The organism is Streptomyces sp. NPDC001373, from assembly GCF_042895815.1.
Lineage (GTDB): Bacteria > Actinomycetota > Actinomycetes > Streptomycetales > Streptomycetaceae > Streptomyces.
Window position 1 is genome coordinate 359,087 of record NZ_JBIAWQ010000004.1, and the last position, 19,180, is coordinate 378,266.

At 70.3% G+C, this 19,180-nt stretch carries 17 protein-coding genes and 1 riboswitch; of the genes, 5 read left to right on the forward strand and 12 right to left on the reverse strand.

The annotated features are described in order from the left end of the window. Window positions 1-28: 28 nt before the first annotated feature. The 6 genes from ACFY15_RS12615 to ACFY15_RS12640 form a co-directional block, all read right to left on the reverse strand. On the reverse strand, window positions 29-1,441 hold the full coding sequence (locus ACFY15_RS12615; RefSeq protein WP_390685670.1) for an aminotransferase class V-fold PLP-dependent enzyme: 1,413 nt from the start codon (window positions 1,439-1,441) through the stop codon (window positions 29-31). A gap of 231 nt (window positions 1,442-1,672) precedes the next feature. After that, window positions 1,673-1,789: riboswitch (SAM riboswitch) on the reverse strand. 89 nt (window positions 1,790-1,878) lie between these two features. Beyond that, window positions 1,879-2,943, reverse strand: coding sequence for an anthranilate phosphoribosyltransferase (gene trpD, locus ACFY15_RS12620; protein ID WP_390685669.1), 1,065 nt, complete (start codon window positions 2,941-2,943; stop codon window positions 1,879-1,881). 169 nt (window positions 2,944-3,112) lie between these two features. Further along, complete coding sequence (locus ACFY15_RS12625) at window positions 3,113-4,738, reverse strand: cytochrome bc complex cytochrome b subunit (protein WP_390685668.1); 1,626 nt, start codon at window positions 4,736-4,738, stop codon at window positions 3,113-3,115. Further along, window positions 4,735-5,793 (reverse strand): Rieske 2Fe-2S domain-containing protein, encoded by a 1,059-nt coding sequence (locus ACFY15_RS12630; RefSeq protein WP_390685667.1) that lies wholly within the window; start codon window positions 5,791-5,793, stop codon window positions 4,735-4,737. Before ACFY15_RS12630 ends, ACFY15_RS12625 begins: the two co-directional genes overlap by 4 nt. After that, entirely contained in the window at window positions 5,790-6,599 is an 810-nt protein-coding gene (locus ACFY15_RS12635; RefSeq protein ID WP_390685666.1) for a c-type cytochrome, read from the reverse strand. Before ACFY15_RS12635 ends, ACFY15_RS12630 begins: the two co-directional genes overlap by 4 nt. Window positions 6,600-6,674: 75 nt before the next feature. Then, the gene (locus tag ACFY15_RS12640) at window positions 6,675-7,295 is read right to left on the reverse strand and encodes a heme-copper oxidase subunit III (protein WP_390685665.1); all 621 of its coding nucleotides are present in this window, start codon (window positions 7,293-7,295) and stop codon (window positions 6,675-6,677) included. Between the two features lie 200 nt (window positions 7,296-7,495). On the opposite strand from ACFY15_RS12640, the gene ACFY15_RS12645 reads away from it, so the two are divergent. Further along, window positions 7,496-7,897: a hypothetical protein gene (locus ACFY15_RS12645; RefSeq protein ID WP_390685664.1), complete on the forward strand. Its 402-nt coding sequence runs from the start codon at window positions 7,496-7,498 to the stop codon at window positions 7,895-7,897. Between the two features lie 91 nt (window positions 7,898-7,988). Here the strand turns inward: ACFY15_RS12645 and ACFY15_RS12650 are convergent, their stop codons facing one another. The 4 genes from ACFY15_RS12650 to coxB form a co-directional block, all read right to left on the reverse strand. After that, on the reverse strand, window positions 7,989-9,236 hold the full coding sequence (locus tag ACFY15_RS12650) for an Ig-like domain-containing protein (protein ID WP_390685663.1): 1,248 nt from the start codon (window positions 9,234-9,236) through the stop codon (window positions 7,989-7,991). A 118-nt stretch (window positions 9,237-9,354) separates the two neighbouring features. Then, window positions 9,355-9,753 (reverse strand): cytochrome c oxidase subunit 4, encoded by a 399-nt coding sequence (locus ACFY15_RS12655; RefSeq protein ID WP_390685662.1) that lies wholly within the window; start codon window positions 9,751-9,753, stop codon window positions 9,355-9,357. Further along, window positions 9,750-11,477, reverse strand: a complete 1,728-nt coding sequence (gene ctaD / locus ACFY15_RS12660; protein WP_366452690.1) for a cytochrome c oxidase subunit I — start codon at window positions 11,475-11,477, stop codon at window positions 9,750-9,752. Before ctaD ends, ACFY15_RS12655 begins: the two co-directional genes overlap by 4 nt. Beyond that, complete coding sequence (gene coxB, locus ACFY15_RS12665; RefSeq protein WP_390685661.1) at window positions 11,474-12,445, reverse strand: cytochrome c oxidase subunit II; 972 nt, start codon at window positions 12,443-12,445, stop codon at window positions 11,474-11,476. The genes ctaD and coxB overlap by 4 nt, the downstream gene beginning before the upstream one ends. 359 nt (window positions 12,446-12,804) lie before the next feature. On the opposite strand from coxB, the gene ACFY15_RS12670 reads away from it, so the two are divergent. Further along, on the forward strand, window positions 12,805-14,187 hold the full coding sequence (locus tag ACFY15_RS12670; protein WP_390685660.1) for a cysteine desulfurase/sulfurtransferase TusA family protein: 1,383 nt from the start codon (window positions 12,805-12,807) through the stop codon (window positions 14,185-14,187). Between the two features lie 67 nt (window positions 14,188-14,254). Here ACFY15_RS12670 and ACFY15_RS12675 read toward each other — a convergent pair whose 3' ends face one another. Continuing rightward, window positions 14,255-15,232, reverse strand: a complete 978-nt coding sequence (locus ACFY15_RS12675) for a carbohydrate kinase family protein (RefSeq protein WP_390685659.1) — start codon at window positions 15,230-15,232, stop codon at window positions 14,255-14,257. 131 nt (window positions 15,233-15,363) lie between these two features. Between ACFY15_RS12675 and ACFY15_RS12680 the strand changes: the two genes are divergently transcribed. Continuing rightward, the gene (locus ACFY15_RS12680) at window positions 15,364-15,579 is read left to right on the forward strand and encodes a hypothetical protein (protein WP_390685658.1); all 216 of its coding nucleotides are present in this window, start codon (window positions 15,364-15,366) and stop codon (window positions 15,577-15,579) included. 91 nt (window positions 15,580-15,670) lie between these two features. After that, window positions 15,671-17,131, forward strand: a complete 1,461-nt coding sequence (locus ACFY15_RS12685; RefSeq protein ID WP_390685657.1) for a hypothetical protein — start codon at window positions 15,671-15,673, stop codon at window positions 17,129-17,131. Between the two features lie 118 nt (window positions 17,132-17,249). On the opposite strand, the gene ACFY15_RS12690 is transcribed toward ACFY15_RS12685, so the two are convergent. Then, window positions 17,250-17,606 (reverse strand): iron-sulfur cluster assembly accessory protein, encoded by a 357-nt coding sequence (locus ACFY15_RS12690; protein WP_030029080.1) that lies wholly within the window; start codon window positions 17,604-17,606, stop codon window positions 17,250-17,252. Window positions 17,607-17,941: 335 nt separating this feature from the next. Between ACFY15_RS12690 and nadA the strand changes: the two genes are divergently transcribed. After that, entirely contained in the window at window positions 17,942-19,129 is a 1,188-nt protein-coding gene (gene nadA / locus ACFY15_RS12695; RefSeq protein WP_390685656.1) for a quinolinate synthase NadA, read from the forward strand. The last annotated feature ends 51 nt before the right edge of the window (window positions 19,130-19,180 follow it).

Sequence of the window (19,180 nt, forward strand, 5' to 3'; positions counted from 1 at the left end):
GTCAGCCCCGCCGGCGGCCGGCGCCCCGCTACACCGCCGGGACGCAGCGGCCGTCCGCGGTGCGGTACCGCCACTTCGCGCCGTCCGCGACGAGCTCCTTCACCGCGCGGACGAACCGCTCCACGTGCTCGTCCGGGGTGCCCGCCCCGAAGCTGACCCGGATCGCGTTCAGCGACCTCCCCCGGCCTCCGGCCGCGGGGACCCCCACCTCGCTCCGCTCCCCCGGCGCCCCGCACTCGCCCGGCTCCTGCGGCTCGCCGCCCAGCAGCGTCCGCACCAGCGGGTGGGCGCAGAACAGCCCGTCCCGGACCCCGATCCCGTACTCCGCGGACAGCGCCGCCGCGAAGTGCGAGCTGTTCCAGCCGTCGACCACGAACGAGATGACGCCGACGCGCGGGGCGTCGTCCCCGAACAGGGACAGCACCCGCACCGCCGGGACCTCGGCCAGCCCCTCGCGGACCTTCGCGACGAGGTGCCGCTCGCGGGCGACGAGGTCCTCGAAGCCGGCCTCCTCCAGCGCGCGGCAGGCGGAGGCGATGGAGTAGACGCCGATCACGTTCGGGGATCCGGCCTCGTGCCGGGCGGCGGTGGTGTGCCACTCGACGTCGACGCCGCCGTCCTCGCGGCGGGCCACCGTACGCGAGGCGCCGCCCCCGGCCAGGTACGGCTCGGCCTCCCGCAGCCAGTCCGCGCGGCCGGCGAGCACGCCCGCGCCGAAGGGCGCGTACAGCTTGTGCCCGGAGAAGGCGACCCAGTCCACGTCCAGCTCCCGCACCGAGACGGGGTGGTGGGGCGCCAGCTGGGCGGCGTCCAGCACGATCCGCGCGCCGTGGGCGTGGGCGGCGGCGGCGAGCTCCCGGACCGGCCACAGCTCGCCGGTGACGTTGGACGCCCCGGTCACGCAGACCAGCGCCGGGCCGTAGGGCTCGCGGTCGGCGAGCGCCCGCTCCAGGGCGGCGACGGCCTCGCCGGGGGTGCGCGGGGCGTCGAGGCAGGTGACCTGCGCGTCGCGCCAGGGAAGCAGCGAGGCGTGGTGCTCGGTCTCGAAGACGAAGACCTGACAGTCGGCGGGGAGCGCGGCGGCCAGCAGGTTCAGGGAGTCGGTGGTGGACCGGGTGAAGACCACCTGGTCGGCGGGGCGGCAGTCGAGGAACGCGGCGACGGTGGCCCGGCTCTGCTCGAAGAGATCGGTGGAGAGCTGCGAGAGGTAGCCCGCGCCGCGGTGGACGCTGCCGTAGTAGGGGGCGTACGCGGCGACGTCGTCCCAGACCCGCTGGAGCGCGGGGGCGCTGGCCGCGTAGTCCAGGGCCGCGTAGGTGACCTCGCCGCCGGTGACGAGCGGGACGGTGACGTCCCGGCCGAGCACGGGCAGCGGCTCGGCACGGGCAGGGCTCTCGGCGGCGGGAGCGGGGGCGGTGGCGGTGTTCGGGTACGCGGACATGGCGGTATCTCCCGGCAGGCAGGGCTGAATGGCTTCGGTGTGCCCGTACGCGGGTACGGCGGCGCGCGGTGGCGGCAGCGGCCGTAGGGGGTACGGGAAGGACCTCGAACCGGTCGGGGGTACGCGGAAGGGACCCTGGTCCGAGGGATGAAGAAGGGGCGGAGTCGCCCTATCGCATTCGCTTGCTCACGGAAAACGCTCCTCGAGAGACCAGGACCCCTGGTGTCGAGGGATCCGCGCTTGCCGTAGACCTCGCTGCCTACGACCTGGTCATCACCCGGGGCACCCCGCCACGGAAGGAGGGTTGCCGGACAGCGAGCCGGGGCCTTGACGCTGTCACTCGTGACCTTGGGCAGCATCCTGCCACAGGGTCCCCCGGACACAGGACCCCGGTCCACGATGTGGACCGGGGTCGTGGCCGCAGGCACCGGGCCGGGTCAGGCGTTGCTGGCCGCCACCCACCGCTCCAGGGCGGCCCGGGCGGCGCCCGAGTCGATGGATTCGGCCGCACGGGCGATGCCCGCCGACAGCTGCTCCTCCAGCGAGCCCGTCCCCGGGTCCACGGCCACCAGGGCGGACGCCGAGTTCAGCAGGACGGCGTCGCGCACCGGGCCGGTCTCCCCCGCCAGCAGGCGGCGGGCCACGTCGGCGTTGTACGACGGGTCGCCGCCGCGCAGGGCCGAGATGTCGATGGTCGCGATGCCCACGTCGCGCGGGTCGAAGGAGTGCTCGGTGATCCGGCCCTCGCGGACCCACCACACCCGGGAGGTCCCGGTGGTGGTCAGCTCGTCCAGGCCGTCGTCGCCGCGGAAGACGAGGGCCGAGGTGTTCCGCTCGGCGAGCACACCCGCCATGATCGGGGCCAGCCGGGGGTCGGCGACGCCCACGGCCTGCGCCGTGACCCGGGCGGGGTTGGTGAGCGGGCCGAGGCCGTTGAACGCCGTGCGCACCCCGAGGTCCCGTCGTGCCGAGGCCGCATACCGCAGGGCGGGGTGGAAGACCACCGCGGAGCAGAAGGTGATGCCGGCCTCCTCGGCGACCTGTGCCACCCGCTCCGGGGTCAGGCGCAGGTTGACGCCGAGCTTCTCCAGGACGTCGGAGGAGCCACTGGCGGAGGAAGCGGCCCGGTTGCCGTGCTTGACGACCTTCGCGCCCGCGCCGGCCGCCACGATGGCGGACATGGTCGAGATGTTGACGGTCTTGGCGCCGTCGCCGCCGGTGCCGACGATGTCGACGGTCCGTCCGGGCACCTCGATCAGGTTGGCGTGGGCGTACATCGTGCGGACCAGCCCCGTGTACTCCTGCACGGTCTCGCCCTTGGCCCGCAGGGCCACCGCGAAGCCCGCGATCTGCGCGTCGGTGGCCTCGCCGCGCATGATCCGCTCCATCGCCCAGGCGGTGTCGTCGGTGGCGAGGTCGCGGCCGCAGAGCAGCGTCTCCAGGATGCCCGGCCAGCTGCGGGCCGCCACGCTGTCGCCGCCTGCCGGGGTCGCAACGTTCATGGTCAGCTCCTGCTGCTCGTCGGTGATCGCACGTCGAATGGGAAGGTTCCCAGCCTATCCAGCCCCGGAGACGGCAAAGAGCCCCCGTCCAGACACTGGACGGGGGCTCCTGCCGTGGCGACACCAGGATCGGCCCGGGGGCCGGTCCCTCAAGCGGTCTTGCCGGAGATCAGTGGTGGCCGTGGCCGGACTGGATCTCCTTGTACTCCTCGACGGTGGGCTTCGAGATCTGGTTGCCCTCCGCGTAGAGGCCCTTGCTGAGCTTCGCACGCAGCTTCTCGGCGCGCGTCACCTTGCGCTCGACACCGTTCTCGTCGACCGTCGGGCCGAGCTCGATCGGCTTGTACTGCTCGTGCGAGGTGAGCGTGTGCAGCTTGCCCTGCGAGAGCGGCTCGTGGACCTCGATGAACTCACCGTGCGGCAGGCGCTTGATGATGCCGGTCTCGCGACCGTGCAGCACCTTGTCGTGGTCCCGGCGCTGGAGGCCGAGGCAGATCCGCTTGGTGGCGATGAAGGCCAGGACCGGGACGACGAAGAAGCCGATCCGGACGAACCAGGTGATCGAGTTGATCGACAGGTGGAAGTACTGGGCGAACATGTCGTTGCCGCCGCCGATGAGGAGCACGATGTACTCCGCGATCCAGGCGACACCGAAGGCCGTACGGGTCGGGACGTTGCGCGGGCGGTCCAGGATGTGGTGCTCGCGCTTGTCGCCGGTGACCCAGGACTCGATGAACGGCCAGACGGCGATCGCGCCGAGGACCAGCGGGAAGAGCAGCAGCGGGATGAACACGCCCAGGACGAGCGTGTGGCCCCACAGGTTGATCTCCCAGCCGGGCATGGCACGGATCAGGCCTTCCGGCATACCCATGTACCAGTCGGGCTGCGCACCGGTGGACACGTGGTCCGGGCGGTACGGGCCGAGCGCCCAGATCGGGTTGATCGAGGCGAGGGCCGCGATGGCCGCGATGACACCGAAGACCAGGAAGAAGAAGCCTCCGGCCTTGGCCATGTAGACCGGCAGCAGCGGCATGCCGACGACGTTGTTGTTCGTCTTGCCGGGACCCGCGAACTGGGTGTGCTTGTGGTAGAAGACCAGGATCAGGTGGGCGACCAGCAGGCCCATCATGATGCCGGGCAGCAGCAGGATGTGGATCGAGTAGAACCGCGCGACGAAGTCGCCGCCGGGGAACTCGCCGCCGAAGAGGAAGAACGACAGGTACGTGCCGACGATCGGCACGGACAGGATCGCGCCCTCCATGAAGCGGACACCGGTGCCCGAGAGCAGGTCGTCCGGCAGGGAGTAACCGGTGAAGCCGGTGAACATGCCGAGGACCAGCAGCAGGAAGCCGAAGATCCAGTTGATCTCGCGCGGCTTGCGGAACGCGCCGGTGAAGAAGACGCGCATCATGTGCACGACCATGCCGGCGACGAAGATCAGCGCCGACCAGTGGTGGATCTGCCGGATGAGCAGACCGCCGCGGACGTCGAAGCTGATGTCCAGCGTCGAGGCGAAGGCCTCGGACATCTGGACGCCCTGCATCGGCACGTACGAGCCGTGGTACACGACCTCGTTCATGCTCGGGTGGAAGAACAGCGTCAGGTACACACCCGTGAGGATGATGATGATGAAGCTGTAGAGGCAGATCTCGCCCAGCATGAAGGACCAGTGGTCCGGGAAGATCTTGCGCATGTTCGCCTTGGCGAGGCTGTAGATGCCCAGGCGGCCGTCCGCCCAGTCGGCTACGCGCTCGCCGGCCGGCGCTTTGCGCTCGGTGGTGGTGGCAGTGCTCATCCGCGCTCCCAGAATGCAGGACCGACGGGCTCTTCGAAGTCGCCGAGCGCTTCGAGGAAGCCTTCGTCATTCACGCCGATCCGCAGCTGCGGAAGCGCGTGACCGGCCGGACCGAAGATGACACGGGCGCCGTCGGAGAGGTCGAAGGTGGACTGGTGGCACGGGCAGAGCACGTGGTGCGTCTGCTGCTCGTACAGGCTGATCGGGCAGCCGACGTGGGTGCAGATCTTCGAGTAGGCCACGATGCCCTCGTGGGACCACTCCAGCTCCTGCTTGTCCTTGATGTCCTCCGGCTTGATCCGGACGAGCATCAGGGCGGCCTTGGCGATCTGGACCTGGAAGTCGTGCTGCTCCTCCTCCAGGCCCTCGGGCATGGCGAAGGTGAGGGAGCCGACCAGGACGTCCTCGGGGCGCAGCGGCTCCATGGTGTTCTGGTTGATGATCAGCTTGCCCTTGGCCCAGACGGTCTTGCGCAGCTTCTTCTCGGGCAGCGGGCCCAGGTCGCGCAGCAGCATCACGCCGGAGAGCGGCACCAGGGCCAGCGCGCCGAGCATGGTGTTGCGGATCAGCGGACGGCGGGCGATGCCGGACTCGTTCGCACCGTCGGCGAAGTCCTGCATGACCTTCGCCTTGACCTCGGCCGACGCCGCGATCTCGTGGCGGTCGTCGGCGACCTCGACGTCGGACATCAGGGTGCGGGCCCAGTGGACCGCGCCCGCGCCGATGCAGAACAGGGCCGTGCCCAGGGTCAGGCCCAGCGCGAAGTTCAGCCCGCTCACCTTCCCGACGGGGAAGATGTAGACGATCTTGTCGACCGGGATGGACACGTACGAGGCGATGAAGCCGATGGTGGCCAGCATCGACAGCGTGAACAGCATCGCGACCGTGCGCTCGGACCGCCTGGCGGCCCGCTCGTCGATGTCCTGGATGCGGGGCTTGTGGACCGGGAGGCCGGGGTCGGCGAACGGGTCGTCCGCGACCGCTACGGCACCGTGGTGCGCGTCGCCCTGCTCGGTGGGCAGGTGCTTTTCTTCGGGAATGTCTTGGCTACTCATGACTTCTTGGCCTTAGCGGTGTGGGCCGCGACCCAGACGGCGACAGCGATCAGCGCACCCAGACCGAAGATCCAGCCGAACAGACCCTCGGAGACGGGGCCGAGGCCGCCGAGCTTCAGGCCGCCAGGGCTGACCGACTTCTCGCCGTTCACGTTCTGGAGGTACGCGATGATGTCCTTCTTCTGCTTCTCCGGCATCGTGCTGTCGGGGAAGGAGGGCATGTTCTGCGGGCCGGTGAGCATGGCCTCGTAGATGTGCTTCGGCTCCACGCCCTCGAGGTTCGGGGCGTACTTGCCGTTCGTCAGCGCGCCGCCCTCACCGGTGAAGTTGTGGCACTGCGCGCAGTTGTTGCGGAACAGCTCGCCGCCGGCCGCGACGTCGGCACCGGCCGGGTCGTACTGCTTCTCGGCCGGCGTGATGGGGCCGGCGCCGAGGGAGGCTACGTACGCCGCCAGCTGGTCGATCTGGGCCTGGGTGTAGATGTTCCGCTTCTTCGGCACCTGGGCGCCGGGCTGCTGGGCGGGCATGCGGCCCGTGCTCACCTGGAAGTCGACGGCCGCGGAGCCGACGCCGACCAGGCTGGGGCCGTCAGAGGAACCCTGACCGCCGGTTCCGTGGCAGCTTGCGCATCCCACGGCGTAGAGCTTCTTGCCCTCCTCGATGGCGAGGGACTGGGCGGTTTCATCGGCCTGCGCCTTGCCAGCGGGCGCGAAGGCGGCGTACAGCCCCCCCGTGACCGCCAGCGCGAAGAGTAGAACGACGACCGCCGCCAGCGGATGGCGTCGTCGTGCGGAGAGCTTTTTCACGGATTACCCCGGTGTCAGGATCTTCTGCGTCGGTGTTTCTGGACGGTGTGCCGGGCCGGACCCGGCGACGTTTCGCTACTTGATCAGGTAGATCGTGGCGAAGAGGCCGATCCAGACGACATCGACGAAGTGCCAGTAGTAGGACACGACGATGGCCGACGTGGCCTGTTCGTGGGTGAACCTCTTGGCCGCGTACGTCCGGCCGAGGACCAGCAGGAAGGCGATGAGTCCGCCCGTCACGTGCAGACCGTGGAAGCCGGTGGTCAGGTAGAACACCGTGCCGTACGGGTTGGACGAGAGGCTCAGGCCTTCGTGCTTGACCAGCTCGGTGTACTCGAACACCTGGCCGCCAATGAAGATCGCACCCATGACGAACGTGATGATGAACCACGTCCGGAGCTTCTTCACGTCACCGCGCTCGGCGGCGAACACGCCGAGCTGGCAGGTGAGCGAGGAGAGCACCAGGATCGTGGTGTTCGTCGCCGAGAAGGGCAGATTCAAGGCCTCGGCCTGTTCTGCCCAGTACTCGGCGCCCATCACGGATCGCAGGGTGAAGTACATCGCGAAGAGGGCCGCGAAGAACATCAGCTCGGAACTCAACCAGATGATGGTTCCGACGCTGACGAGGTTCGGCCGGTTGACCGTCGGGTGCGCGTGCCCGGTATCTACTGTCGTTGCTGTCGCCACGACCGACATTATGTCGGTCGCTTATCCCGCCCTCACCCCGGGGGGTGCCGTTCGGAGTGTCAGGGGGGTGTGCAAGGCCCGAACGGCCCATCAGATCACCCCCGCACGACCGCTCCCGACCGCCCGGCGGAACCGATGTTGACACGGGGTCGGACGGAGTAGCATCCCGCGCATCATCAGCGTGATTCACGGACACGTGGAGGAACGAAATGCGGGCGACTGCGCGGGTTCTGGTGTACAGCGACGACGCGGGCACCCGGGAGCAGGTGCGGCTGGCGGCCGGGCGCAGGCCGGCCGCCGACCTGCCGCCGGTCGAGTTCCTGGAATGTGCCACGCTTCCAGCCGTCCTCAAGGAACTGGACGCCGGAGGCATCGACGCCTGTGTCCTGGACGGCGAGGCGGTGCCGGCCGGGGGCATGGGCGTGTGCCGGCAGATCAAGGACGAGATCTTCCGGTGCCCCCCGGTGCTGCTCCTGATGGGGCGCCCCCAGGACGCCTGGCTGGCGACCTGGAGCCGGGCCGACGCGGCTGTCACCCTCCCGGTGGACCCGGTGGAGTTCCCCGAGGCCCTGGCGGGGCTGCTGCGCTCCCGGCTCTCCCTGGACGCCTGAGGGGCCCGCGGGGCCCGGAGGGCACGACGAGGGCCCGCGGACGGCCCCGTGGCCGTCCGCGGGCCCTCGCGGGCTCCGTGGGGGCGTCCGCTCAGACGGCGGGACGCAGGCGGGCCTGGTCCACGGGGCTGCGGCCCTCCTGGGTGCCCTTGAGGAGGTAGCTGCCCTCGCGCCACTCCTTCCAGTCCAGGTTCCAGTCGCCGTAGCCGTTGCCGAAGGGCTCCATGTCGTCGCCGATGCTGTTGATCACCCGGACGATGTCGCCCTCGGTGATGTTCTCGTAGAACCAGGCGGCGTTGCCCGTGCTCATGCCGGTGCAGCCGTGGCTGACGTTCTCGTAGCCCTGGGAGCCGACCGACCAGGGCGCGGCGTGGACGTACTCGCCGCTCCAGGTGACGCGGGTGGCGTAGTAGACGGGCAGGTTGTAGTACTCGCTGCCGCCGATGCCGACGGTGTCCCCGCGCATCTGGACGAAGTACTGCTTGCCCAGCACCACCTTGACCCCGTTGCGGGTGGAGAAGCCCGGCTTCCCGGTGGTCACCGGAATGGTGTTGATCACTTCTCCGTTGCGCTCGAACGTGAGGGTGTGCGCGGCGGCGTCGGTGGTGACCTCCACCCGGTCGCCGATCTCCAGCTTGAGGGGCTTGGAGGCGGATCCGTGGAGGTCGTCCTCGATCTTGACGCCCTCCAGGTTGCTCCGTACGGAGACCCAGGAGTGCGCGGGCCAGTAGTCCTTCGGGCGGTAGTGCAGGTTCTTGTCGTCCACCCAGTGCCAGGCGCCCTCGACGGGTTCCGGGGTGTCGATGACCAGGCCCCGTTCGACGAGGGCGCGGGCGGCCTTGTCCTTGACCGGTTCGCTGAGTTCGGCCGTGATGGGCTGTCCGACCCCGTATTTGCCCTCGTCCGGGCCGAATTCGACCTTGAGGACCTTCTTGGCCGGGGTGGTGTCGAAGGTCAGCGTGCGCAGCCCTGGAGCGCCGTGCTGGTCCTCCGTGCTCACCGCGACGGTGTAGCGGACGCCGGCGGCCAGGGGGGAGGTGCTGTGCCAGCGGTCCCCCTTGGCGGAGAGCTCGCCCGCCAGGCGGCGCCCGTGGGTGTCCACGGCGGTCACGTCGGTGATGCGGGACTCCGTGCCCTTGACGGTGACCTCGAGGGGTTTGTCCGGGTCGCCGGCGCGGCCGCTGGGCGGCTGGTTGAAGGCGACCTGCCGGCCCGCGTCGTACGGGCGGGCTGACAGCGGGTTGTCTGCGGACCCCCCGCATGCGGTGGCGCCGGCACCGAGGGACGCGACCAGCAGGGAGCAGCTGAGTGCGGTCCGAAGACGCGGTGAGTGGTTCATGCGCTCAACGCTATGAACATATGACTATTACGTCGCGCGGGGTGACTGCAAACGAGGGGCCCGGACTCCTCCGAAAAGGTGTCCGGGCCCCTCAGGTCCTGCTCGGTACCGCTACCGCCTACTGGTTCTGGTTCTCACCGCGGTAGTACTCGTACACCCAGCCCCACAGGCCGATCAGGATGATCGGGGCCGAGAAGTACATGAGCCACCAGCCGAAGATGACACCCATGAACGCGAGCGCGCCACCGATGCCCAGCGAGAGCGGCTGCCAGCTGTGCGGGGAGAAGAACCCCAGCTCGCCCGCCTCGTCGGCGACGTCGGCCTCCAGGTTGTCCTGGGCCATCTCGTCCACGCGCCGGGCCGTGAAGGCCAGGTAGTAGCCGATCATGGCGCTCAGGCCGAAGGCCAGCGCGAGAGCGGTGGTTCCGACCGGCTCCTTCGACCAGACGCCGTAGACGACGGTCATGATCAGGATGAAGACGGAGAGCCAGAGGAACAGCTTGCCCTGGATCTTCACTTGCCGGCCTCCTTGCCACCGGTGACGGCCTTCGCCGGGGCGTGGTCCTCGAGGTGGTCGAGGGCCGCGATCTCCGGGTGGTGCAGGTCGAACGCCGGCGATTCACTGCGGATGCGCGGCAGGGTGAGGAAGTTGTGGCGCGGCGGCGGGCAGGAGGTCGCCCACTCGAGCGAACGGCCGTAGCCCCACGGGTCGTCGACCTCGATCTTCTTGCCGTACTTGGCGGTCTTCCAGACGTTGTACATGAACGGCAGGAAGGAGAGGCCGAGGACGAACGAGCTGATCGTCGAGATCGTGTTCAGCGTGGTGAAGCCGTCGGCGGCGAGGTAGTCCGCGTAGCGGCGCGGCATGCCCTCGGCGCCCAGCCAGTGCTGCACCAGGAAGGTGCCGTGGAAGCCGATGAACAGCGTCCAGAAGGTGATCTTGCCCAGACGCTCGTCCAGCATCTTGCCCGTGAACTTCGGCCACCAGAAGTGGAAGCCGGCGAACATCGCGAACACCACGGTGCCGAAGACGACGTAGTGGAAGTGCGCGACGACGAAGTACGAGTCGGAGACGTGGAAGTCCATCGGGGGCGAGGCCAGGATGACGCCGGTCAGACCACCGAAGGTGAAGGTGACCAGGAAGCCGATCGTCCAGAGCATCGGGGTCTCGAAGGACAGCGAGCCCTTCCACATGGTGCCGATCCAGTTGAAGAACTTCACACCGGTCGGGACCGCGATCAGGAAGGTCATGAAGGAGAAGAACGGCAGCAGCACACCGCCGGTGACGTACATGTGGTGCGCCCACACGGTCACCGAGAGGCCGGCGATCGCGATCGTCGCGGCGATCAGACCGATGTAGCCGAACATCGGCTTGCGGGAGAAGACCGGGATGATCTCGGAGACGATGCCGAAGAACGGTAGCGCGATGATGTACACCTCTGGGTGCCCGAAGAACCAGAAGAGGTGTTGCCACAGCAAGGCGCCGCCGTTGGACGCGTCGAAGACGTGTGCACCGAACTTGCGGTCGGCCTCCAGCGCGAAGAGCGCGGCGGCCAGGACCGGGAAGGCGAGCAGGACCAGGACACCGGTCAGCAGCACGTTCCAGGTGAAGATCGGCATGCGGAACATCGTCATGCCCGGGGCCCGCATGCAGATGATCGTGGTGATGAAGTTGACCGAGCCGAGGATCGTACCGAAGCCGGAGAAGGCCAGACCCATGATCCACATGTCGGCGCCGATGCCCGGGGAGCGGACGGCGTCGGACAGCGGGGAGTAGGCGAACCAGCCGAAGTCGGCCGCACCGGAGGGGGTGACGAAGCCGGCGACCGCGATGGTCGAGCCGAAGAGGTACAGCCAGTACGCGAACATGTTCAGCCGCGGGAACGCCACGTCGGGCGCGCCGATCTGCAGCGGCATGATCCAGTTGGCGAAACCGGCGAACAGCGGGGTCGCGAACATCAGCAGCATGATCGTGCCATGCATGGTGAACGCCTGGTTGAACTGCTCGTTCGACATGATCTGCGTACCCGGCCGGGCCAGCTCGGCGCGCATGAAGAGCGCCAGGATGCCGCCGATCAGGAAGAACACGAACGACGTGACCAGGTACATCGTGCCGATGGTCTTGTGGTCGGTGGTGGTGAGCCACTTCACGACCACGTTGCCCGGCTGCTTGCGCCGTACCGGCAGCTCGTTTTCATACGAGTCGGCGGCGGCACCCTGGGATTCGTTGAGGATGCTCACAGTTTGTTCACTTCCGCATTCCGGGCGGGGTCAGTCTGCTTGATGCCGGCCGGCAGGAAGCCGGTCTGCCCCTTCTCCGCGAGCTGCTTCAGGTGCGCCTTGTACTCCGCCGGGGAGACGACCTTCACGTTGAACAGCATGCGGGAGTGGTCGACACCGCAGAGCTCGGCACACTTGCCCATGAAGGTGCCTTCCTGGTTCGGGGTGACCTCGAAGACATTGGTGTGACCGGGGATGACGTCCTGCTTGAACAGGAAGGGCACCACCCAGAAGGAGTGGATGACGTCGTTCGACGACAGGATGAAGCGGACCTTCTCGCCCTTGGGCAGGTAGAGGGTCGGCCCCGGGTTGTTCGTGTCCGCGTTCCGGTCGCCGGGGACGCCCTTCTCGTAGACGCCCTCGGCGCCCGCGGGGAAGTCCTTGGTGAAGCGGTCCGGGAGGGAGGCGAGCTCCTTCGGAACCACACCCGCCTTCGGGGTCGCGGCGTCGCCGTCGACGTTCTCGACGTAGTTGAAGCCCCAGCTCCACTGGAAGCCGATCACGTTGATCGTGTGCGCCGGCTTGGAGAGGGTGAGCAGCTTCGACTCATCACGTGCGGTGAAGTAGAACAGCACCGAGACGATGATGAGCGGGACCACGGTGTACAGGGCCTCGATGGGCATGTTGTACCGGGTCTGCGCGGGGACCTCGATCTTCGTCCGGCTGCGCCGGTGGAAGATGATGCTCCACAGGATCAGGCCCCACACCAGGATGCCCGTGACCAGAGCGGCTGCCCACGACCCCTGCCACAGGGACAGGATGCGAGGCGCCTCCTCCGTGACCGGATAGGGCATTCCGAGGCGGGGGAAGTCTTGCCAGTTGTACGAGCAACCAGTGGCGGTCGCCAGGACCACGCCCGCAGTCAGCGCCTGCAGCAGCTTCCGCCGCATCGGGCGCCGCGGCGAGCGGTCGGAGCCGTAGGGACTCACGTAGCGCCTTCCCGAGAGTCTCGGCCCGCGCGGCCGGCCGCGGCCGTGTTCGGGTCGGTCGCCGGCCCTGACGCAGGCAGGGGTTTGGATGTTTATGCGGACCAAACCCTACTGGACGCTATTTGAGGCCGCGCGGGGAGGGTGCCCAACGCGCCGCTACTGCCCCCGAAGGGATGGATCCGCCGTACGGGGGACAGGCCGTTCGGCCCTGAACGGCGGGCTCCGCACGGCATCTGACGCCCCCTGAACCCGGCGCGACCTGCCGCGTTGCACACGTCCCGGCTCCGGGCCGGCCGCCCGGCCCGCCGTCCGCCCCCGCCACGGCCCGGCCCCCTCGGCCCCTGCCTTACGGTGGCCGGATGCCGTACTTCGACACCGCGTCCGCCGCCCCGCTGCACCCCGTGGCCCGGCAGGCGCTGCAGGCCGCACTGGACGAGGGCTGGGCGGATCCGGCCCGCCTCTACCGGGAGGGGCGGCGGGCCCGACTGCTGCTGGACGCCGCGCGAGAGGCCGCGGCCGAGGCGGTGGGTTGTCGCGCCGACGAGCTCGTGTTCACTCCTTCGGGGACGCACGCGGTTCACGCGGGCGTCGCGGGGGCGCTGGCGGGGCGCCGGCGGGTGGGCGGCCATCTGGTCGTGTCGGCCGTCGAGCACAGCTCCGTGCTGCATGCCGCCGAGGCGCACGCGGCGGCCGGGGGGACGGTGACCGAGGTTCCGGTGGACCGGCTCGGCGCGGTGGCCCCGGCCGGGTACGCGTCCGGCCTGACCTCCACCACCGCTCTGGCCTGCCTCCAGTCGGCCAACCACGAGGTGGGCACGGTCCAGCCGGTGGCCGAGGTGGCGGAGGTCTGCGCGGCGGCGGGGGTGCCGCTGCTGGTCGACGCGGCGCAGTCGCTGGGCTGGGGGCCGGTGGAGGGCGCCTGGTCGGTGCTGGCCGCCAGCGCCCACAAGTGGGGCGGCCCGCCCGGGGTCGGCCTGCTGGCCGTCCGCAAGGGGGTCCGCTTCGCCCCCCAAGGCCCGGCGGACGAAAGGGAGTCGGGCCGCTCCCCCGGCTTCACGAACCTTCCGGCCGTCGTGGCGGCGGCGGCCTCCCTGCGGGCCGTACGGGCCGAGGCGGACGCGGAGGCGGCGCGGCTGCGGGTGCTGGTGGACCGGATCCGGCGGCGGGTGGCCCGGCTGGTGCCGGACGTGGAGGTGGTCGGCCACGCGGACCGGCGCCTGCCGCACCTGGTCACGTTCTCCTGCCTGTACGTCGACGGCGAGACCCTGCTGCACGAGCTCGACCGCGCGGGCTGGTCGGTCTCCTCCGGCTCCTCCTGCACCAGCTCCACGCTGACCCCCAGTCACGTGCTGCGGGCGATGGGGGTGCTGTCGGAGGGGAACGTACGGGTGTCTCTGCCGCGTGGCACGACGGCGGAGGAGGTGAACGGCTTCCTGGAGGTGCTCCCCCGGGCGGTGGCGGGGGTGCGGGAGAAGCTGGGCGTGGCGGAGCCGGCCCCGTCCGCCGCCCCGGTGGCGGAGTCGGTGGAGGTCGACGCCCTGGGGCTGCGCTGTCCACAGCCGGTGATCGAGCTGGCCCGGGCGATCGGCACGGTGCCGGTCGGCGGGACGGTGACGGTCCTGTCGGACGACGAGGTGGCCCGGCTGGACATCCCCGCGTGGTGCGCGATGCGGGGCCACGCCTACCTGGGCGAGACCCCGCACGGCGCCGCCGCGGCCTACCGGGTCCGCCGGTCGGCGTGACGCCGGCGGGGCTGTGCGCGGCCCCGCCGGCCTCGTGGTGCGACGGGCGCGCGGCGCCCGTACGCGGTTACGCCTCCAGGTGGGCGCGGACCTCGGCGGCGGCCGTCTCGCCGTACGCCTTGGTGAAGCGCTCCATGAAGTGGGCGCGGGCCAGCGTGTACTCCTGGGTGCCCAGGGTCTCGATCACGAGGGTGGCCAGCATGCAGCCCAGCTGCGCGGCCCGCTCCAGGCCGACGCCCCAGCCGAGACCCGTCAGGAACCCGGCCCGGAACGCGTCGCCGACACCGGTGGGGTCGACCTTCGCCGTCTCCTCGGGGCAGCCGACCAGGATCGGCTCCTCGCCGGCCCGCTCGATCCGCACGCCCCGCGCGCCCAGGGTGGTGACCCGGGTGCCGACCTTGGCGAGGATCTCCTCGTCCGTCCAGCCGGACTTCGTCTCGATGAGGCCCTTCTCGTACTCGTTCGAGAAGAGGTACGTCGCGCCGTCCATCAGGGTGCGGATGTTCTCGCCGTCCATCCGGGCGATCTGCTGCGAGAAGTCCGCGGCGAAGGGGATCGCGCGCGTACGGCACTCCTCGGTGTGGCGGAGCATCGCCTCGGGGTCGTCGGCGCCGATGAGGACCAGGTCCAGGCCGCCCACCCGGTCTGCGACGGCCTTCAGCTCGATCTGGCGGGCCTCGCTCATCGCACCGGTGTAGAAGGAGCCGATCTGGTTGTGGTCGGCGTCGGTGGTGCAGACGAAGCGGGCGGTGTGCAGCACCTCGGAGATCCGCACGGAGGCCGTGTCCACCCCGTGCCGGTCCAGCCAGGCGCGGTACTCGTCGAAGTCCGAGCCGGCCGCGCCGACGAGGATCGGGCGGGTGCCGAGCTGACCCATGCCGAAGCAGATGTTCGGGCCGACGCCGCCCCGCCGCACGTCGAGGTTGTCGACGAGGAAGGAGAGGGAGACCGTGTGGAGCTGGTCGGCGACGAACTGGTCGGCGAAGCGGCCCGGGAAGGTCATGAGGTGGTCGGTGGCGATGGAGCCGGTGACTGCGATGCGCACGGCGTGGATGCTCCTGCGGATGACGGCGGGTGACATTCAAAGCTACCCGGTCCCCGGCGCTTGGCCGAACGGCTGAAACTACCCCGTAGTAGGACTTCCTTCGCCCGATGCGGCGTGCCTACCGTGCCTCCATGACCTCTACCGATGGTTTCGGTTGTCCCGAGTACACCGCCGGGGGACGCCCCGGCTTCGCGCGGATGCTGGGTGACTGCGCCCGGATGGCCCCGCACTGGGCGGTTCCGCCCGAGCCCCGGCCCGCGCGGGTGGCTCCCTCCCAGATCCACGGGGTCAGTGTCCCGCCGGCCTCGGCCCGGCTGATCGCCGCCACGGCGGAGTACGGGGAGTAGGGGAAGGGAACCCGCAGGACGGGGGAACCGGTTGCGCGGTCCGCGCGTCACACCCGCATCACATACGGCGGGACACGCGAAGGAGCAAGCGGTGACCAGCGAAGAACCCGACACATCACGCGCCACACGACGGCGGCCGGCCTGGGCCATCGGCTCCGTCGCGGCCGCCGTCCTGCTGGCCGGCGGCGGTACGGCCTACTGGGCGTCGACGGCGTACGGCGACGCCTCGGGCGGCGGCGGCCGTACGGGTGAGACGGCGGCCGTCGCCCCGCGCACCTCCCCGACGCCCCCCGGGCCCGGCATCGCCCCCGGCGAGCCGGATCCGAACGGCGGCGGGGTGACCTACCGGGCGGACGGCCCGCTCCCCCAGGCCCCGGCCTCCGCGCCCTCCTTCACCGCCTCGGGCGAGGTCGGCTCGGAGGAGGTGGCCCGGCTCGCGCAGGCCCTCGGGATCTCCGGCGCGCCCCGGCTCAGCGGCGAGCAGTGGCTGGCCGGCGAGTCCGCCGACGGCTCGGGGCCCCGGCTGACCGTCACCCGCAAGGCCCCCGGCACCTGGAGCTTCTCCCGCTTCCAGGCGGGTGGCACGGGTGACGACTGCGTGCGCGGCAAGGACACCTGCGGGCCGGCCACGCTCCCCCAGGAGGGCTCGGGCGTGGCGAAGCCTGCCGCGCCGCAGGGCTCCGGCACCGGGAAGCCGGTCTCCGAGGAGGCCGCGAAGGCCGCCGCGGCCCCGGTGCTCGCGAGCGCCGGGCAGGGGGACGCGAAGGTGGACGCCCGCCTGGCGACGGGCTCGGTGCGGGTGGTGGTGGCCGACCCGGTGGTGGGCGGCCTGCCCACGCAGGGCTGGTCCAGCCGGATCACCGTCGGGGCGGACGGCCAGGTGGTGGCGGGCAGCGGCGAGCTGAAGGCCCCGGTCCGCGCGGGCGATCAGCCGGTGATCGGGGCCGCGGAGGCACTGGACCGCCTCAACGCGGCGGGCCGGGGCGGCGGCAGCGGCCCGGGCCCGAGCGGCTGCGCGACCTCGGTGCCGCTGACCCCGGACACCGCGACGGGGGCCACGGACACCCTGCCGTGCAACCCGGAGCCGCGCCCGGTCAAGCCGCCGCGGACGGAGAGCGTGAAGGGGGCCGTGCTGGGGCTGGTCGCGGGGACGGTCGAAGGCGGGCGGGGTCTCGTGCCGGCCTGGCTGTTCGAGGTGGCGGGTACGGAGGGGAAGCCGGGCCGCACGGTGGTCCAGTCCGCGGCCAGGGACGAGGGCGCCACGACGGCCCCCGTGCCCCCGCAGGGCCGGACCGTACCCGGGTTCTCGTACGCGCAGGCCGACCGGACGCTGACCGTGAACTTCTGGGGCGGGGTGTGCAGCACCTACGCGCTGGAGGCTCGGGAGGAGGCCGGCGCGGTGCTGGTGAAGATCACGGACACCCCGAACAAGCCCGGCCAGGCCTGCATCATGATCGCGAAGGAGATGTCCGTCACGGCGCCGCTCCAGCAGCCGCTGGGCGACCGCAAGGTGGTCGACGCGACGACGGGCAAGCCCCTCCCCCGCCAGTAGGCTCCGGCGGGAGCCCGGCCGGGAGCCGGGCGGGAGACGCAGGACACACGGGCGAGGGCCCGGGCGCCGGTCGGATTCGACCGGCGCCCGGGCCCTCGTCGTGCGCGTTCAGCCGGGCTCAGCTGAAGGAGTCGCCGCAGGCGCAGGAGCCGGTGGCGTTCGGGTTGTCGATCGTGAAGCCCTGCTTCTCGATGGTGTCGACGAAGTCGATGGAGGCGCCGCCCAGGTAGGGGGCGCTCATGCGGTCGGTGACGACCTTGACGCCGTCGAAGTCCTTGACGACGTCGCCGTCGAGGGAGCGCTCGTCGAAGAAGAGCTGGTAGCGCAGGCCGGAGCAGCCGCCGGGCTGGACGGCGACGCGCAGCGCCAGGTCATCGCGGCCTTCCTGCTCGAGCAGGGTGCGGACCTTCTCGGCGGCGGCGTCGGACAGGAGGATGCCGTCGCTCACAGTGGTCTTGTCGTCCTGTACGGACATCTGCATTCACTCCCGAAGTGGGCGGCTCCCCGCCGGTGGCTGGGGAAACGTCGGACTCTTGCCGTCGGTGGCAACCAGCGGGACCGCGGTTTCATTCCGGGTCCGGCGCCTTGTTTCAGTTATTCATGCTCGCACACCCGTGGGGAGCGGTGGACCCCTTGCGGAGGGCTGCTGGAGCGCGCCGCTCCGGAGCGGGCGAATGCGTCACATCGACATTATCGCCATCGTCAAAGTGACGTGAAGCGGTTATGATAGATAGCGTCATATAGACGAGAAGTCGAAGTGACGCCTTCGGAAGCCCTCTTCGGAAGGCACCTAGTCGCAGAACAGAAAGGGTGCGTGTCGTGACCACCGCCCAGCCCTTGGACGTCCAGCCGACGCCCCTCGCCCTGCTGCTGCTCGGCCGCGAGTCCGACCCCAAGAGCGAGCGCGGCGTGGAGTGCCCCGGCGACCTGCCCTCGCCCTCGGACCCGGACCTGGTGGCCCGTGCCCGCGCGGCCAAGGAGAAGCTCGGGGACAAGGTCTTCATCCTCGGGCACCACTACCAGCGTGACGAGGTCATCGAGTTCGCCGACGTCACCGGCGACTCCTTCAAGCTGGCCCGCGACGCGGCGGCCAAGCCGGAGGCCGAGTACATCGTCTTCTGCGGCGTCCACTTCATGGCCGAGTCCGCGGACATCCTGACCTCCGACGCCCAGAAGGTCGTCCTGCCCGACCTCGCGGCCGGCTGCTCGATGGCCGACATGGCCACCGCCGAGCAGGTCGCCGAGTGCTGGGACGTGCTCACCGAGGCCGGGATCGCCGGCAGCACCGTGCCCGTCTCGTACATGAACTCCTCCGCCGACATCAAGGCCTTCACCGGCAAGCACGGCGGCACGATCTGTACTTCGTCCAACGCGAAGAAGGCCCTGGAGTGGGCCTTCGAGCAGGGCGAGAAGGTGCTCTTCCTCCCCGACCAGCACCTGGGCCGCAACACCGCCGTCCGCGACATGGGCATGTCCCTGGACGACTGCGTGCTCTACAACCCGCACAAGCCCAACGGCGGGCTCACCGCCGAGGAGCTGCGCGGCGCGAAGATGATCCTGTGGCGCGGCCACTGCTCGGTCCACGGCCGGTTCAGCCTGGACTCGGTCAGGGACGTGCGCGAGCGGATCCCGGGCGTCAACGTGCTGGTGCACCCCGAGTGCAAGCACGAGGTCGTCGCGGCCGCCGACTACGTCGGCTCGACGGAGTACATCATCAAGACGCTGGAGGCGGCCCCGGCCGGCTCCAAGTGGGCCATCGGCACCGAGCTGAACCTCGTGAAGCGGCTGGCGAACCGTTTCGCCGCCGAGGACAAGGAAGTCGTCTTCCTCGACAAGACGGTCTGCTTCTGCTCGACGATGAACCGCATCGACCTCCCCCACCTGGTGTGGACCCTGGAGTCCCTGGCCGAGGGCAACCTCGTCAACCGGATCCAGGTCGACCAGGAGACCGAGAGCTTCGCCAAGCTCGCGCTGGAGCGCATGCTCGCCCTCCCGTAGGCGGCACGGACACGCCGAAGGGGCGCCCCCGGCCGGGGGCGCCCCTTCGGC